General features: G+C 38.0%; 14 protein-coding genes. 12 read left to right on the top strand and 2 right to left on the bottom strand.

Going from position 1 to position 16,976, the window contains the following annotated elements; genetic code table 11:
• Together BMW36_RS04760 and BMW36_RS04765 are read right to left on the bottom strand one after the other, a co-directional pair.
• Window positions 1-1,212, bottom strand: coding sequence for a Ger(x)C family spore germination protein (locus tag BMW36_RS04760; protein WP_089739574.1), 1,212 nt, complete (start codon window positions 1,210-1,212; stop codon window positions 1-3).
• 12 nt (window positions 1,213-1,224) lie between these two features.
• Window positions 1,225-2,808 carry a spore germination protein gene (locus BMW36_RS04765; RefSeq protein WP_089739897.1) on the bottom strand — a complete coding sequence of 528 codons (1,584 nt, stop codon included), beginning with the start codon at window positions 2,806-2,808 and terminating at the stop codon, window positions 1,225-1,227.
• A gap of 204 nt (window positions 2,809-3,012) precedes the next feature.
• On the opposite strand from BMW36_RS04765, the gene BMW36_RS04770 reads away from it, so the two are divergent.
• The 12 genes from BMW36_RS04770 to BMW36_RS04825 all read left to right on the top strand — a co-directional run bounded on the left by BMW36_RS04770 (window position 3,013) and on the right by BMW36_RS04825 (window position 16,958).
• Complete coding sequence (locus tag BMW36_RS04770) at window positions 3,013-3,681, top strand: response regulator transcription factor (protein WP_089739576.1); 669 nt, start codon at window positions 3,013-3,015, stop codon at window positions 3,679-3,681.
• Window positions 3,678-5,042: a HAMP domain-containing sensor histidine kinase gene (locus BMW36_RS04775; protein WP_342707248.1), complete on the top strand. Its 1,365-nt coding sequence runs from the start codon at window positions 3,678-3,680 to the stop codon at window positions 5,040-5,042. The genes BMW36_RS04770 and BMW36_RS04775 overlap by 4 nt, the downstream gene beginning before the upstream one ends.
• Before the next feature lie 211 nt (window positions 5,043-5,253).
• Window positions 5,254-6,165 (top strand): ABC transporter ATP-binding protein, encoded by a 912-nt coding sequence (locus BMW36_RS04780; RefSeq protein WP_089739580.1) that lies wholly within the window; start codon window positions 5,254-5,256, stop codon window positions 6,163-6,165.
• Window positions 6,162-6,872, top strand: coding sequence for an ABC transporter permease (locus BMW36_RS04785; RefSeq protein ID WP_089739582.1), 711 nt, complete (start codon window positions 6,162-6,164; stop codon window positions 6,870-6,872). Before BMW36_RS04780 ends, BMW36_RS04785 begins: the two co-directional genes overlap by 4 nt.
• Window positions 6,873-7,604, top strand: a complete 732-nt coding sequence (locus BMW36_RS04790) for an ABC transporter permease (RefSeq protein ID WP_089739584.1) — start codon at window positions 6,873-6,875, stop codon at window positions 7,602-7,604. It begins immediately after the preceding gene.
• A gap of 19 nt (window positions 7,605-7,623) precedes the next feature.
• Window positions 7,624-8,892, top strand: a complete 1,269-nt coding sequence (locus BMW36_RS04795; RefSeq protein ID WP_089739586.1) for an erythromycin esterase family protein — start codon at window positions 7,624-7,626, stop codon at window positions 8,890-8,892.
• A 165-nt stretch (window positions 8,893-9,057) separates the two neighbouring features.
• Window positions 9,058-10,338, top strand: a complete 1,281-nt coding sequence (locus tag BMW36_RS04800) for an extracellular solute-binding protein (RefSeq protein ID WP_089739588.1) — start codon at window positions 9,058-9,060, stop codon at window positions 10,336-10,338.
• A 68-nt stretch (window positions 10,339-10,406) separates the two neighbouring features.
• A complete protein-coding gene (locus BMW36_RS04805) occupies window positions 10,407-11,282 on the top strand; it encodes a carbohydrate ABC transporter permease (protein WP_089739589.1) in 876 nt (291 codons plus the stop codon).
• A 16-nt stretch (window positions 11,283-11,298) separates the two neighbouring features.
• A complete protein-coding gene (locus BMW36_RS04810) occupies window positions 11,299-12,171 on the top strand; it encodes a carbohydrate ABC transporter permease (protein WP_089739591.1) in 873 nt (290 codons plus the stop codon).
• 31 nt (window positions 12,172-12,202) lie between these two features.
• Window positions 12,203-13,948 carry a sensor histidine kinase gene (locus BMW36_RS04815; RefSeq protein WP_175480354.1) on the top strand — a complete coding sequence of 582 codons (1,746 nt, stop codon included), beginning with the start codon at window positions 12,203-12,205 and terminating at the stop codon, window positions 13,946-13,948.
• Complete coding sequence (locus tag BMW36_RS04820) at window positions 13,945-15,531, top strand: response regulator transcription factor (RefSeq protein WP_089739594.1); 1,587 nt, start codon at window positions 13,945-13,947, stop codon at window positions 15,529-15,531. Before BMW36_RS04815 ends, BMW36_RS04820 begins: the two co-directional genes overlap by 4 nt.
• Complete coding sequence (locus tag BMW36_RS04825) at window positions 15,519-16,958, top strand: glycoside hydrolase family 1 protein (RefSeq protein WP_089739596.1); 1,440 nt, start codon at window positions 15,519-15,521, stop codon at window positions 16,956-16,958. The genes BMW36_RS04820 and BMW36_RS04825 overlap by 13 nt, the downstream gene beginning before the upstream one ends.
• The last annotated feature ends 18 nt before the right edge of the window (window positions 16,959-16,976 follow it).

The following is a 16,976-nucleotide window of genomic DNA, read 5'->3' on the forward strand; positions in this document are numbered from 1 at the left end:
TTAACCTCCTGACCCCGTCTTCTCCATGACATCATCATATATCGGTGTAGTAATGGAACCAGACTGATTTATTTCTATCGTAACATTAGCTTTAATCTCTGTTTGCTGGAAATGTTCGGGCCAGTTACCCTTTATTTTTTCCCATTGCTTCGGCTGTGACTTTCTTAGCACACTGCCAAAACCAAAGATGTCACTGTTAAATTCCTTTGCAGCATTTACACTGGAATTGATAAGGTCAACTGTTTTTTGTTCTAACTTTTTTTCAATCTCTTTGATGGACTCAGGTATGGATAAATCAATGGAGCATGAAATTTCACCAACATTGACAGTTATATTTGTTTCTACGGTTATTTTAGGATGGCCGTTTACAAAAGATCCCTTCAATTTTGTATCACTATTTGTTGTTTCTAACGAAATCTTCCCGCCGTCTTCACACTCGACCCAGCCGACCGTATTGTTTATATTATTAGTGATATAATTGAATCCTTTGCTCTCCTTTTCACTTAACCATCCAATTAGCTTATCCCCATTAAAAATACCGATACTGTTTAGCCGGGTCTTTACCGGTGGATCGGATTGGGTCACATTTTGAACCGTTTTCCCTATTTCCGGATCACCCACCATGTATACTCCTGTCATTACAGCTTCCTTTCCTGTTGAAGTCATTGATTCAAACAGTTCATATAGTTGCACTTCCTTAGTTGGTGCCCAGAAGTTTTGTGATGATTGAATACTTGCAGTAATCCTCTGTGCAGGTATCTTTTCAAGAGGTGTGATTACACTAATCAGTTCCTCACCGGTCGTGTCTTTGGCAATAACCATATGGAAATCTGTCCGAAAGCCATGATCTCTGACTAAATAATCAATTGTTTCTCCAATGCCTTCCCGAGCAAATTCTTCACCAAAAATAACTACCTGAAGGTGGCTTAAATGGACTCTTCTCGGGGAAGCTTTCGTTAACTTTCTAATAGCCTCAAAGATAGTTTTTCCGGTTGCTGAATAGATTACTACACTGGATCTATTGGAGATCTGGTCTCCGGCAATTTCGGTTGGATTAACTACCTGGATAGTCACCTTGAAACCATCCTCATCATCCTTATCAATTGCTAGTCCTGTTGCTAAAGTAATTTCAGTTAATTCCTCTGAACTCCAGCAGCCGGTTAGACTGATACAGATAAATAAAGAGATGAAAAGTTTAAATAGAGTGCTCATATAATCCCTCTTCTATCCTTTTTTATCAGGCATAGGCCTTTGACTGTCCTCTCGAATAGTATTTCGCTGATTAATAAGCCTTGGCCTAGTCCTGAGCTTCCACCTAGGTGCACGAAATACAGCATCTTTCTGATCATTTGATATAAAGGGAGCAAATGGTGACATATAGGGGATGCCAAAAGACCTTAAACTGCTTAAATGTAATGTTAATATGAGTAAACCAATAAAGATGCCAAACAAACCGAATGTTGCTGCCATTATCATAAAAGGAAAGCGTAGCATTCTAACACTGATTGCTAAATTATAACTTGGAAAGATAAAACTGCTGATCGCCGTTAAGGAAACAACGATAACCATCGTTGCTGATACAATTCCTGCATCTACCGCTGCCTGACCTAACACGAGCGCTCCTACAATTGAAATGGCGGATCCAACTGCACTAGGAAGCCGTATGCCCGCTTCCCGCAGAATTTCGAAGGTCACTTCCATTAAAAGAGCTTCAACCACTGCAGGGAATGGGATTCCTTCTCTTTGTGCAGCTAAGCTGATAAGAAGGGTTGTTGGTATCATTTCCTGGTGGAACGTCGTTAAAGCAATATAAGTAGACGGTGTTAGCAAAGCAAGGAAAAAAGCTATAAAACGTAATGCTCTTATTAAGCTGGATATATCACTTCTCTGGTAATAATCTTCATTCGATTGAAAGAAATCGAGAAAAAGTGCTGGTACGAGTAAGACAAAAGGAGTACCGTCAACTAAGATGGCTACTTTTCCCTCTAATAGACCTGCACTGATTGCATCAGGTCTTTCACTGTTGATCATCGTTGGGAAAGGCGTGTATGTCTCGTCTTGGATCAATTCCTCCACATATCCACTTTCCAGAATTGCATCAATATCCATTTTATCTAACCTTGACTTAACCTCTTCCACAACACCGGGGTTAACAATGCCGTGTATGTAGGCAATTGTTACTTTTGTTTGTGTCTTTGTTCCATAAACAAAGGATTCCAGCCACAAATTCGGGTCCTTTATCCTTTTGCGGATTAGAGCAATATTCACACTGATAGTTTCTGTAAAGGCGTCTTTCGGTCCCCGAACAACTCTTTGTGTTGTTGGTTCCTCCACTCCGCGCTCTTTTGCTCCCCTGGCACCTACCGCAAACCCTTTATTAACTCCGTCAATCAGTAAAATAGTATCTCCGGCTAATAAATGCTGCAGCAGTGTTTTAAAATTACTAATCTCCGTTAATTCAGCTGTAGTGATATTGAAGTTCTTGATATATTGATAAAGTTGCTGAACATCTGGGATTTTTTCATTAGCATTCGTTCCTCTGAGATCATTAATGATTGGATTCAAAAGATAGTTTTGAACAATTTCTTTATCAATGAGACCTTCCAAAAATATAATAGCTGCATTTACAGGGTGGATTTTTCCCAGCTGAAAAGCTCTTGTTTCTACATCAGAGCTGTTTCCTAAAAGCCGGAATACTTCCTTTTTATTCGCTTCAAGTTCATTAGACAAATTAACATCGAAGTGGGAAGATATGTTATCGATTTCTATTCGTTTTGTATTATTCTTTTTCCGGATTCTATGTTTCATCGCCATTAACTTATCCTCTGTATAATTATTGCCCCTTTTGTTAAAGGGAAGACATTACCTTTAATCGGTATTATTTACTATTGCAACAAAAATATGTACAGAATCTAATAAATTCATTTAAAGAAAAGACGTAGTAGAAAGTGATGTGGTATTGTAATATTATTGTGACTTTTAAGATTCGCATTTCGCGATGGGAGGATACCAATGGCACGAATTTTATATATAGAAGATGAAATGGAGATAGGAAGCTGGGTGGCAGAGGATCTTACGTCGAGAGGGTATGAGGTGACATGGCGCCAATCAGGGGAAAATCTGGAGCACTACCTGAAAGATATAGATATTGCAGTATTAGATGTCATGCTGCCAGGGTTGGACGGGTTTTCACTCGGTAAGCGTATCAAAAGAGAAGTGGATAATTTACCAATTCTCATGTTGTCGGCCCGTACAGCAGTGGAAGATAAAATTGAAGGGCTCAGTTTTGCGGATGATTATTTAACAAAGCCTTTTCATCCGGAAGAACTTGCGGCAAGGATAGAAGTGTTGCTTCGGAGATTCCAGAAGAATGAAGATATTTTGGAAATAGGTCATTTAAAAATAGATCCAAAAACGATGCTGATCATCAATCAAAATACGGATGAAGAAATTCTGTTAACAGGAAAGCAATTTTACTTATTTCAGTATTTTATTCGCCATCTCAACCAGATCCTTACAAAAGAGCAGCTTTATGAAGGGGTATGGGGTGAGAAATATATGGATGGGGATAAGACTTTAATGGTACATATCCGCTATTTACGTGAGAAACTTGAAGAGAATCCTGCAAAGCCGGTTATTATTGAAACAATACGAGGAATAGGATACCGGGTGAAAATATGATGAGATTATTCCGTTCATTACTGGCCAAATATATGATGATTATTATTTTAGCCATTTTCCTTATGCAACTTGTGTATCTCATCCTTGCAGTATTTGTTTTTAGTCTGTCAAAAGGTATAGACGAAACCTATTCTTCTGATGAAGCAGATTATGAAGCTATTGAGAAACAATGGCATGAAGAAGGCAAACAATTACAGGGTGCAACTGTTCAGGAAGTACAGCAGCTTTTTGAGGAATGGAAGGACAAATATGCGGATGCATCGATGTTCTGGGTAAATCAAGATGGTGACCTTGTGACACAGTTAGATGTTACGGAAGAGCTTCCTGCTGAATGGACACCGGAATATACTGCAAGGTTTATCAAGGAGCGCTATGATGGTGACCCTTTTACAGTCATTGCCTTCGTTGGTAATGACGAATCGAACGGCTTTATTGTCTTTGAAATTCCCAGAGAAGTATTCAAAACACCTTTAGAAATGACATATGACAAATTTGGAGCGGTCCTGCTAATTGGTTCGATTATTATTATATTCCTCTTTATTTTTCTTTCGTTCCTGTTTTTCAAAGGGATCAGGAAAAGGCTGCTTCATTTACAGGAAGCGATGGAAATAAGAGATGTCGATGGTTTGCCAGTGCAAATTGAAGTGAATAAGCAGGATGAGATTGGCAGATTACAGCAGGCGTTTAATCAAATGGTTGATGAATTAAGGGAAAGTAAATTACGGGAACAGGAAGAGGAGCAATTGCGAAAAGAACTTATTGCCAATTTATCGCATGATCTCCGAACACCACTTACAAAGATTAATGCCCAAATTTATGAGCTCGAAAAAGCTGATATGCCGGCAAGTACTGCCAATTCCTTAACAGTCATGGAAAGATCTATTGCTGATATAGATAAACTAATCGAGAATCTAATGTCCTACACATTACTGATGGCAAGCAAATACAAACTGGACCTTGAGGAGAGAGATGTTATTCGCAGTGTCCGTGAGTCCTTAGCTACATGGTATCCTGCTTTTGAAAAAGAAGGGTTTACTGTAGAGGTGGAGATTGGGACATTTAAGCACAATAACTGGTTAGTTGATCCCATATGGTTTAACCGGATTCTTGATAACTTATTGCAAAATGTGTTGCGCCATGCAAACAGTGGTAAGTATCTCGCGGTGAAAACGGAGTCCACTGCACAGTATGACGCTTTTATTATGCAAGACAAGGGAAATGGGATGAAAGGTATTACGGAAAAGAAAGGCGCAGGGATAGGACTGTCAATAGTTGATATGATGGTCAAAGGAATGGAAATGGACTGGGAAATCCACTCGAATGATCACGGAACAATGATAAAAATTATTAAATGGAAGTAAAGTGTAAAGCTTGTGCCCTTGGGTGAAAGTAAAACAATCGGGCGAGTGTCGTCCATACACACTATGTATTTTGTTTATTTAAATAAGCGTCTAGGGAGTGGAACATATTGATGTTCCACTTCTTCTTATGCACTTTTTTAAACAAAATTTAAACTTGACCCATACCTTATTTTAACTTTCGCCACTTAAAATAGGTTGTGAGGTGATCAATATGGAATATATCGTAGAAACGAAGAATTTAACCAAACGGTTTGGAAAAGAACAGGCAGTGTCAGGACTGGAGATGAAAATACCTAAAGGAGAGATTTATGGTTTTCTTGGACCGAATGGTGCTGGAAAAACAACAACGATTCGGATGTTATTAGGATTGATGAGGCCGACATCCGGTTCTGTTCATATTTTTCAAAAAGATTTGAGAAAAGAGCGGATTCGCATATTAAATAAAGTTGGATCATTGGTAGAAAACCCGTCTTATTACCCTCATTTAACAGCAGGGGAAAACTTAGAAGCATTAAGAAAAATAATCGGTGTGCCAAAGACCAGGATAAAGGAAGTATTAAAGATTGTTCGACTGGAGGATGTCGCAAATAAGAAAGTAAAAGGTTTCTCTATGGGGATGAAACAGCGTTTAGGGATCGCAGCATCCTTGTTAAATAATCCGGAACTATTAATATTAGATGAACCGACAAATGGTCTGGACCCATCTGGTATTATCGAAATCCGGCAGCTTATCCAGCGTTTACCGCATGATTACGGGATGACTGTTATTATTTCAAGTCACTTGCTGTCGGAAATAGATCAAATGGCTACAACGGTAGGGGTTGTTTCAAAAGGGAAGATGATTTTCCAGGACTCCATTGAGGAGATGAGAAAATTTGCAAAACAAAAAGTAGTATTAAAAGTGAGTGACAGTGAATCGGCATGGCGGGCGCTTCTTGCAAGAGGAATGCGAGCTGATTGGGACGAAAAAAATATAACCCTCCTTAATCAATCTGATGAAAATGTAGCAACTGCAGTAAAATATCTCGTCAAGGATGGTTTCTCCATTTATCGTGTGGAGGAAGAGAAGAAATCTTTAGAAGATGTCTTCCTGCAAATGACAAAGGAGGAGCGTTTAGTATGATGATGAGACTGCTTAGAGTTGATTTTCTCAAAATTAAACGCAAAGGTCTCTGGCTCTTAACAGTATTAGGCCCTTTTGGTGTTGTTGCATTACAAATGGTTAATTACGGGGTAAGAAAGGATTATTTACTACAGCAAAGTGAGAATGACTGGCTTTATTATATTGAATATATTAGCAACTTTACTCATCTGGCGATAGTATTAGGCATAGTTATTTTGACTTCCTTTATCGCTAGCATAGAGAATGAGACAAATGCATGGAAACAATTAATTGCATTACCTGTTTCAAAGCTGTCAGTCTACTTATCAAAATTTACGGTAATCACTATCCTGCTTTTTATATCATCAGTATTACTGTTACTATTTTCATATAGTTACGGTCTGTACCTTGATTTAGGAGAGGAGATTCCCTATATAACATTACTGAAATACAGTTTTTTCCCTTTCCTTGCAGCATTGCCTGTACTGGCATTACAGCTCTGGATTGCAACAGTAAGCCATAACCAGGCAATCCCTGTAACTGTAGGAGTAATCGGCGTTATTCTCGCATATTCAGCTTTTACATTGCCTGACTGGATGATATGGAAATGGCCGTCACTAATAAATGGATGGGATAAGCCTTATATTAACGCACTTCTTGGATTAAGTGTTGGCATTTTGCTTTATGTAATTGGAATGTTTGATTTTAAGAGAAGGGATGTGAAATAGATGTTGCCGATTATGAGCTCAGAATGGTATAAATTAAGCAAATCTAGAATACTTTGGATACTTCTTGTTGGTCCAATGGTTGGATTGTTTATTGGTTTAACAGCAAACTTTGACAATTTAGGTGGAGGGCCGAATGAATGGTATGTAAAATTACTATCAATGAATCTGACATATGCCCTGCTGTTTCTACCATTAATAACTGGTGTGCTTGCCAGTGTGGTATGCAGATATGAACACCAGGAAGGCGGGTGGAAGCAGCTGTTGGCTATGCCGTTAACAAGGGGGAAGGTGTTTATATCCAAGTATATCCTGCTGATAGCACTTGTTATGGTAATGCAGCTGCTCTATCTTGGTTCAATCTATTTGGTTGGGGTAATTGATGGAATTCCAGAACCATTCCCACTTAATATTGTCTGGAAGAGCATTTTTGGCGGCTGGGTAGCAACATTGCCACTTGTTGCACTGCAGTTATGGATGTCGATATTGTTTAAAAGCTTTGCAGCACCCTTTGCAGTTAATGTTATTTTTACCCTTCCAACAATACTGGTAGTGAACTCGGAACGATTCGGACCTTATTACCCATGGGCACAGCCATTTTCAATGATGTATATTGGCGGAAATACGGAGGATATATTTTTTGTTCCATGGGATCAGTTGTTAATCGTTGTGGGAGGCAGTTTTCTATTATTCTTTGCAGGTGGTTACCTGTATTTTCAACGGAAGGCCGTTTAATAAAAGGGGTTATGTGAAAATGAAAAGATTATTACTATTATTACTTTTGATAATGATGGTTCCGGGGTGCAGTAATGTAGAGGCTGTAGAAGAATCAGAGAAGTATATTTCTCCTGTAGAAAAGTTAGACATTATTGATGGGGTGAGAGTAATTGGGCTCGGTGAGGCGACCCATGGCAATGTCGAGTTCCAGCAATTAAAGAAAGATGTCGAAAATGAAGATGTCCATGTATTTGTCCTGGAAGGTGACTTTGGCGCCGGTCAGCTAATAAACCAATTTATCCTATCTGGTGAAGGTGCGGCAAAGGATGTTGTTTCTGCCCTTGATTATGACATATATAAAACAGAGGAAATGATTGAATTTGTGCAGTGGATGCATGATTATAACATGGAAGTGAGTGAGGATGAGAAAATCTGGTTTTACGGAAATGATATGCAGCGCTATGATGCCAGTAAGCAGAAAGTGCTGGAATTCTATCACCTTGTGTCAGAGGAGAAGGCTGCCTTATATCGGGAGAAATTGTCCCTGATTTCAAATCAAACGATGCGTGATTTAACAGAAGAAGAGTTAAGACAGGTGATGGAAACATTGGAGGAAATCTCTTCAGACTTGATAGAAAATGAACAAAGCTATATTGAACGGTCACCTGATGAACAATATGCTTTCGCTTTGCAAAACACGAAGGTGATGAAACAACGGACAGAACTCTTTTTAACAAATAATTACTCTCAATTGCGTGATCAGTATTTGGCTGAAAACCTCAAATGGATCGTCGATTATGAAAGATCACGAGGTCATGAAAAAGTATTAGTATCGGGTCATAATGGTCATATCGAAAAAACTTCAGCAAACGCAGCAGGTTATAAATCAATGGGTAATTATCTTGACGAGTTATATGGTTCAGAATATTTCGCGATTGGTACAGACTTCTTAGAGAGTGAGTTTCAAGCGAAAAATGGTAATACAGGCAAACGGGAAGTCTATAAGGTTGAGAATAATAATGAATTGGTTACTGCATTTCAACAGGTTGAGAATAATAATGAATTGGTTACTGCATTTCAACAGGTTGAGGATAACGTTTTTTATGTTGACTTTAGCCAAGCTTCAAAATCTGAAGAACTTTTGAATATAATATCAAGCAGGCAAAAGATGGGGAATATTGGAGATGAATTTCATTCATGGTACAAACTTATGAAAAGATTCTATACCATCGAAATGATTCCTGATGAGGCATATGACGGGGTCATCATTGTGAAAAAAGCCACACCGACAAAAATAATGGAATAAGACTGAATCGAAAAACTTGGCTCCTTGCCGAGTTTTTTTTGTATTTTTAATTAACCCCGGTAAAACTGGTGAAAAATTTGGATGTTTTAATAAATAATTGGATATTCGAATGAACAGGAAACCGTTACAATCTATGTAAGCGCTATTAAAAAGGGAGGAAAGAGAATGAGAAAGCTATCATTTATCATTATTATCAGTTTTGGATTAATGTTGGGACTAGTGGCTTGCAGCAGTGGCGAAAGTCAGGAAACGTCAGGTAATGACGTTATTGAACTGACACTATGGAATGACTGGACAGAAGACAGACCGGAAAACAGAGCGTATAAAAGCATGGTAGAGAAATTTAATGAACAGCATGATGATATTGAAGTAGTAATTGAAGCAATTCCGCACGATCAGTATGAAACCAAACTTCGTACACAGGCAGCGGGCCAGCAATTGCCAGACATGTTTCGTGTATGGCCTGGAGCAAGAATTCAGCCATTAGTTGAAGGAGATGCCGTTCTGCCATTAAACGATATTACAGATAATTGGAAAGGATATATTCCGGAAGCTATTATGGAAGATTATGCAGTAGACGGAAATCAATATGCGATTCCTGGGAATGTTAGTGAAACCAGCCTGATTTTCTACAATAAAGAAATGGTTGCACAAGCAGGGTTTGACACATTTCCAGCAACGTATGAAGAGTTAAAAACATTAATTCAGTCATTAAATGACCAGGATATCACACCAATTGCTTTAGGGAATAAAGGTATTTGGCCGCTTCAATCTATTTATATATCAACAATTGCTGACAGATTCACCGGAAGTGATTTTCTGCCAGATGTATTAAATGGAGAGGGTTCATTTGAAAATGAGCAGTTTATTAAATCTTTGGCTGTTATCCAGGAGTTAACTGAAATGAATGCGTTTAACTCTGATATGAACACATTAGATGAAGCTCAGGCCCGTAATAACTTTATCAGTGGAAATACAGCGATGCATTTTGCAGGTTCTTGGGCGATTGGTCCGATTTTAGATAGTGTAGAGAATATTGATAATATCGGTGTAGCGCCATTTCCATCCTTTGCAGGTGGAGAGGGAGATCCGCAAAAAATCGCAGGTGTAGCAGGCGGGGGCATTGCTCTTAACAGTAAGTTAACGGAAGAAGAGCAGCAGGCAGCATTTGAATTTCTGAAATTTTTCTACAGTGATGAAATGTATCAGCAATTAATCGATGCAAATATCATTGTCCCAGCAGATGTGGAAATTGGAGAAGACATTCCGCAGGTTTTCCAGGAAGCGAACAAATTAGCCCAAGGTGGTTTGGCTCCTGTGTATGATGCGACCTTAACGCCTGAGTTAACAGATGTGATTAATAATGGATTACAGTCCATTACATTAGGAGAAATGACACCGGAAGAACTAGCTGCACAGATGCAGCAGGAACTGGAGTCAGAATAATAATGCAGTATTCAGGTTGCTAATTTAAACAGATTAGCAGCCTGTGACTCATATTGGAGGTGAAATGGATGCATGCAGCAAGAAATAGAACAATCGCCATTACTGTCGGAATATTGCCAGCATTAATCATTTACCTGATTTTTGCTATCCTGCCTATCTTACAATCATTTTATTATTCCTTTATGGAATGGGATGGATTTTCGGATATGCGATATGTAGGGCTGGCAAACTTCATTGAATTATTTCAGGATCCATTGTTTTGGAATTCGATGAAAAATAATATATATGTTGTTTTGGCTTCTGTACTGGGCCAAGTCCCAATTGCCTTGTTTATTGCCTTATTATTAAACAGGAAGATTAAAGGCCTGAAAATTTTCCGAACGATCGGCTTTTTACCAGTAGTTCTTTCAACGGTCGTTATATCCATCACTTGGAGTCTAATTTATAATTCCGAAAACGGCTTAATTAATGAGTTGCTTCGGACAGCTGGCCTCGATTTTTTGGCGCAAAATTGGCTTGGTGATTCGAATTGGTCGATGATTGCAGTATTGGTGACAGTCATTTGGCAATTTGTAGGTTTATATTTAATTATATTCTTAGCAGCATTGCAAAACGTGCCGGAAGAAGTATTGGAAGCAGCTAAAATGGATGGAGCTTCGGAATGGAAGACAACATGGAGTATTACCATCCCAATGATATGGGATACGATTATCGTAGCAGTTATTCTTTGTATCTCAGGCAGCTTAAAGACATTTGATCTCATTTACGTTATGACAAATGGCGGTCCGGCTCATTCTACTGACGTAATGGCATTATATATGTTTAATGAGACATTTAGTAAATTACAATATGGATACGGCAGTGCGGTTTCTGTCATTATTTTCTTCTTCAGTCTGATTTTAATTTATACAGTAACAAAATTATTAGGAAGAAAAATGCTCTAGAAAGGAGGGCGAACTGATGCAGTCAACTTATGAAAAGCTAGAACAGCAAAAGGGTGCACTGAGAAAAAAGTTCCCCATCAAGAAGCCTGTTATCTACTTCATTCTCATTATATTTGCGATTGTGAATGCATATCCAATTATCTGGATGGTTATTAATTCGTTTAAGTCAGAACAGGAATTTGCTACAAATCAATTCGGTCTTCCACAGGAATTAGTTTTTGAAAATTACATTAGTGCCTGGAATACTGCCAATCTGGGGACATTGTTTACTAACAGTATTTTTATTTGCCTTACAGCAACTTTTTTAACTGTATTGATCGGTGCATTTACGTCATACTTTCTTTCAAGATTTACCTTCAAACTGAATAAGGTTGTATACACATTCTTTATTTTTGGGATGCTGATTCCGATCCATGCAACATTAGTTCCAATGTTTATTTTGATGAGAAATTTAGGGTTGCTTAATACTCCTGTTACATTAATTTTTCCGTATATCGCTTTCCACTTGCCAATAACTATTTTTATTTTGACAAGCTTCATGAAGGCTTTTCCAAAAGATATTGAAGAATCAGCCATTATGGATGGATGCGGGATATTCCGGATCTTCTGGTCGATTATTCTGCCAATGTCACGACCTGCTTTAGCTACAGTGATTATATTGAATTTTATTTATAACTGGAACGAGTTTTCTTTTGCACTTGTCTTGATCAATGATCCTAATCTGCAAACATTACCATTAGGTCTAGCCAGTTTTGCCGGGCAATTTACAACCAATTACGGTGCGCAGATGGCAGGTCTTACCATGTCGTTAATCCCAATTATTGCTTTTTATCTCCTTTTGGAAAAAGAAATCGTAAAAGGCATGACAGCAGGTGCTGTAAAAGGATAGTATGATAGGTAAATAACAAAAGGTGATGTGTATGTTTCGACATTGGAGCTTAAGAAAGAAATTTATCTTTGTATTTTTTGTTTTGATTACCTTGCCTACTATTCTTTTTGGCAGCTTAATCTATTATCAGGCAACAGATGTCTTTAAGGATCAGGCAATAGAAAATATTAATGCAAGATTAGAAAAAAACAATGAAAACTTACTGGAGAATCTGCGGACAATCGAAAATATATCTTCCTTCATGATTTATGATGAGAGTTTTCGCACATTCTTCACAACCCCTGAAGAAGATGTCATTGTGGCTAGGGAGGCAGAAAATGATATTAAAGGTTTCTTTACCTTTCAAATTATGAGCAATGAATACATCGATTCCATAAAATTGATTAATGAAAATGGCGATGTGCTAAATTTCGGCAATCCTGTCAGGGGAAGTGAACTATCATTACGAAGAGAGGCTGTTGCAAATGAGGGGGAGCCGGTCTGGAGCAACACGTATGAACTTTACAGTGACTGGTCCGGCAGTCATCATGTGATTAGCTTGACGAGAATAATAAATGATATCAATCATATTTCTGAGCCAATTGGTATGGCGAGGATTCGATTAGATGAAGAACAGTTATACAACAGAATAGAGGTGGATGCAAGACAGCAGGGAAATTTTTTTGTTCTGGCGAAAAATGGCGAAGTAGTGTTACACCCGAACCGTGAATTTGCAGGTGAATTGTATCCGGAGCAGGACGTAATTGATTTAGTAGTTCATCATAATAAGAAGAATTCTGTTTATGAAACAGATGGGGAAAAATTCCTGATTGTGAAGCAGAGTATCCCCGGGACAAATTGGATCTCCGTAATTATGGTTAATCAGGACGATGTAGTACAAAGTTTATATAATATAAGATCATTGATTGTTTATATGGTTATCATTCTGGCTATTCTTGGTGTTATTGCATTTATAGGGTTCTACTTATGGCATATTAAGCCGATTCTCGCGTTAACAGAGCAAACGAAACAATTGGAAAAAGGAAACTTTTCGGCAAAAGTAAATGTGAATTCAAAAGATGAAATTGGCCGTTTAGGAACCAGATTTAATCAAATGGTTGTGACTATTCAAAAATATATTGACCGTGAATATAAGTTGAAAATTAAGCAGAAGGAATCTGAGTTAAAAGCTTTACAGTCGCAGATAGACCCCCACTTTCTATACAATACGCTTGATATGATCCGCTGGACTGCTCGAATGGAAAATGCAATGGAAACAAGTAAACTGATCGAGCGTTTATCTAAAATGTTCCGAATGAATTTGAACAAAGGGAGGATGTGGGTCACATTAAGGGAAGAATTATTGTATATTGAGAATTATTTAGAATTGCAGCGGAGTAGAATGGGTGAGCGTTTAAAGTATTGTATTTATTATGATGAACAGATAAAAGATACAAAAATAATGAAACAATTATTGCAACCGGTAGTTGAGAACAGCATTTTGCACGGATTTAAGGATCTTTCAGGAACTGGTGAAATTTATATCAGATGTTATCTTTTCGGTAAAAATATACTGATCGATGTAATAGATAATGGCGCAGGATTTGCGGCAAGTGATACAGACCAGATTCGCGATGGATTTGCACTGGAGAATATCCAGGAAAGATTGAATTTGGCAACAGGTGAAGACTCTGAGGTAAAACAGAAAAGTGTGGAAAAAGGTGCATGGGTTCAAATAAAGATACCTTTGTATGACATAATGGAGGGAAATAAAAAAGAATCAGGTGAAAACAAATGACCTACAGCCTATTAATTGTTGATGATGAGCCAGTTATTCGGAGAGGTTTGCTTAACACAATTAACTGGAACGAGGCAGGTATTGAGAACGTTGTTACAGCTTTTGACGGAGTTGATGCAATTCAAAAGATAAACGAGAACAACGGTTTCGATATCATGATAACAGATGTCCGCATGCCTAATAAGGATGGCTTGCAGCTTGCCGGTTACGTGTCAGCACACTTTCCCCAAACAAAAATTATTATGATAAGTGGCTATGATGAATTTAGTTATGCACAGCGGGCCATTCAGCTAGGGGTGGAGGATTATTTATTAAAACCGGTTGATGTAGACCAGTTAATGGAACTTACCGAAAAAATGATTGGAAAACTAGCCAAAGAGCAGAAGGAGTCACAAAAACGCCAGCAGGAAAATCTGCTGAATCTGATTGTAGAAGAAGTCTTTGGACAAACGCTAAATAATGAAACAGACAGAAGTGGATGGGAAACTAAGAATCTTAAAATATTTTTTTCGATGAAAAAGAACTACTGGGAACTTAGTAAACATCTTTCTGAAGGTGAACTGCAAGGATATAAAAAAGATTGGAAACAAAAGATCAGTAAAAACGTATCAAGGAAAAATAAAACAGGAGTATCCCTGTTCATAAGTGAAAATATTCTATTGTCTTGTTTTATAGACGATTCCGGTAACGGTCGTAGCCCAGGATTCACGAAAGATTATGAGAAAATACTGCACGATGACGAGTTGCTTTTTTATTACTACCCATTCCCGGTAAGAATAAATGAGCTGAATCGAGTCGTAAATGTGATGACACAGTCTCTTGCGCAGCTGCCCATAAAGGAAAATAATCATTTGGTATATGAAGACATCCCTGACAGGAGAAGGTGGAATAAACATCCTGAACAAATAGAAGAAGCATTATTTACCGCCACCGTCCATAATGATATGGAGACAATACATGCCAGCATAAATAAACTTATCCATTATTTCGAGGATCATAATTTGCGATTAGGTGAGGTGATTCGTCTTTCGGAAAAGATAGTTACTAGGATTATGCACAACTGCAAGAATGTCTTACAAAAGGAAGCAGCTGAATCTGAACAGATCTGGTCATACAGTCCCGATGTTTTATTAATCGATTCATATCCAAAACTGTATGAGATGATAGACAGTGAACTCAAAAAAATTAGAACCGCGTTTTATTTAGATAAGCGGGGTAATAATGACTGGCTGATTAATCGCGCATTAGAGTATATTCATCAATATTTCAGGTCGGATATTAAAGCACAGGAAGTAGCGGATGTTATAAATATTTCACCAAGTTATTTCAGCTCACTTTTTAAGCAGAAAACGGGTAAAAATTTTAATGAATATGTCAATTTTCTTCGAATTGAAGAATCTAAAAAGCTATTAACCGAAACACCGCTAAAAATAGGAGAGATTGCTGAACAAATAGGATATAATGAATATAAGTATTTTGTAGAAGTTTTCAAAAAACTCTCATCGGTGACTCCAACAGAATATCGAAAACTTACTAGTAACCATAACAAGATATTAGAGGAGGAGAAATCATGGAAAAGTTAAAAATTACAATTCCAGAGGATTTTATGTTAGGTGCTGCGGTATCTGCATGGCAAACAGAAGGATGGTCTGGAAAGAAGGATACACAGGATTCTTATTTAGATCTTTGGTATAAGGAAAATAAGAATGTATGGCATAACGGGTACGGACCAGCGGTAGCGACAGACTTTAGAAACCGATATAAAGAGGATATTGCGCTCATGAAGGAAATCGGTTTATCTCATTTTCGAACATCCATTAACTGGTCGCGTTTTTTAACAGACTATGAGAACGCAACAGTAGACGAAGAATATGCTAACTACATAGATGATATGATCAATGAACTTCTTCGCAATGGAGTAGAGCCGATGATATGTCTAGAGCATTATGAACTGCCTGCCGAGCTGTTTACTAAATATGGCGGTTGGGAGTCAAAGCATGTTGTAGAGCTTTTTGTTAAATATGCTGAGAAGGTATTTGACCGTTATGGGGACAGGGTAAAACACTGGTTTACCTTCAATGAACCTGTAGTTGTGCAGACACGTGTTTATTTAGACGCTATTCGATGGCCATTTGAACAAAATACAAAAAAATGGATGCAGTGGAATTATCATAAAGGCCTTGCAACAGCAAAAGTCGTCGAACTTTTTAAGCAAAAAGACTTAAAAGCAAAAACGGGTGCGAAGATTGGTGTTATCTTGAACCCTGAAGTAACTTATGCCAGATCAACTGCAGCACATGACCAGCAAGCAGCTGAAATGTATGATCTCTTCTTTAACCGAACGTTTTTAGATCCGGCTATAAAAGGAGAATATCCCGCTCCATTATTCGAATTAATGGAAAAACACGACATTACTTTTGACCACACTGAAGACGAACTTTCTATAATAAAAAATAATACGGTCGATTACGTTGGGATAAATCTGTATTTTCCTCACCGTGTACAGGCAAGAACTTCTGCCTGGAATAATGCGGTTCCGTTTCATCCGGCTTATTATTATGAGAAATTTGACATGCCTGGCAAGAAGATGAACCCACACAGAGGATGGGAGATATTCCCGCAGATTATGTACGATATGGCGACAAGAATAAAAGAGGAATATGGGAATATTGAATGGTTTATTGCAGAGAATGGAATGGGTGTGGAAAATGAAAAGCGATTTAAAAATGAGGAGAATATGATTCAGGATGACTATCGGATTGAGTTTATCTCAGAACATTTAAAATGGCTTCTGAAAGCTGTAGAAGAAGGTGCCAACTGTAAAGGATATATGTTATGGGCCTTTTCAGACAATGTTTCTCCAATGAATGCATTCAAAAATAGATATGGCTTAGTAGAAATTGATTTAGAGGATAACCGGAATCGTCACTTGAAAAAATCCGCTTACTGGTATAAGCAAATCATTGCAGAGAGAGAGTTTCACGCATTAAATGATGCAGTAAACAAATGAAGTGTACCGGTTTCCTGG

The organism is Gracilibacillus ureilyticus (genome assembly GCF_900111195.1).
Lineage (GTDB): Bacteria > Bacillota > Bacilli > Bacillales > Amphibacillaceae > Gracilibacillus > Gracilibacillus ureilyticus.

Excerpts from the sequence above, each read along its gene's own strand:
- BMW36_RS04785 (WP_089739582.1), top strand. The coding sequence starts at position 6,162 with ATGATGATGAGACTGCTTAGAGTTGATTTTCTCAAAATTAAACGCAAA.
- BMW36_RS04765 (WP_089739897.1), bottom strand. The coding sequence starts at position 2,808 with ATGAAACATAGAATCCGGAAAAAGAATAATACAAAACGAATAGAAATC.
- BMW36_RS04810 (WP_089739591.1), top strand. The coding sequence starts at position 11,299 with ATGCAGTCAACTTATGAAAAGCTAGAACAGCAAAAGGGTGCACTGAGA.
- BMW36_RS04820 (WP_089739594.1), top strand. The coding sequence starts at position 13,945 with ATGACCTACAGCCTATTAATTGTTGATGATGAGCCAGTTATTCGGAGA.
- BMW36_RS04780 (WP_089739580.1), top strand. The coding sequence starts at position 5,254 with ATGGAATATATCGTAGAAACGAAGAATTTAACCAAACGGTTTGGAAAA.
- BMW36_RS04795 (WP_089739586.1), top strand. The coding sequence starts at position 7,624 with ATGAAAAGATTATTACTATTATTACTTTTGATAATGATGGTTCCGGGG.
- BMW36_RS04800 (WP_089739588.1), top strand. The coding sequence starts at position 9,058 with ATGAGAAAGCTATCATTTATCATTATTATCAGTTTTGGATTAATGTTG.
- BMW36_RS04790 (WP_089739584.1), top strand. The coding sequence starts at position 6,873 with ATGTTGCCGATTATGAGCTCAGAATGGTATAAATTAAGCAAATCTAGA.
- BMW36_RS04805 (WP_089739589.1), top strand. The coding sequence starts at position 10,407 with ATGCATGCAGCAAGAAATAGAACAATCGCCATTACTGTCGGAATATTG.
- BMW36_RS04760 (WP_089739574.1), bottom strand. The coding sequence starts at position 1,212 with ATGAGCACTCTATTTAAACTTTTCATCTCTTTATTTATCTGTATCAGT.
- BMW36_RS04815 (WP_175480354.1), top strand. The coding sequence starts at position 12,203 with ATGTTTCGACATTGGAGCTTAAGAAAGAAATTTATCTTTGTATTTTTT.
- BMW36_RS04775 (WP_342707248.1), top strand. The coding sequence starts at position 3,678 with ATGATGAGATTATTCCGTTCATTACTGGCCAAATATATGATGATTATT.
- BMW36_RS04770 (WP_089739576.1), top strand. The coding sequence starts at position 3,013 with ATGGCACGAATTTTATATATAGAAGATGAAATGGAGATAGGAAGCTGG.
- BMW36_RS04825 (WP_089739596.1), top strand. The coding sequence starts at position 15,519 with ATGGAAAAGTTAAAAATTACAATTCCAGAGGATTTTATGTTAGGTGCT.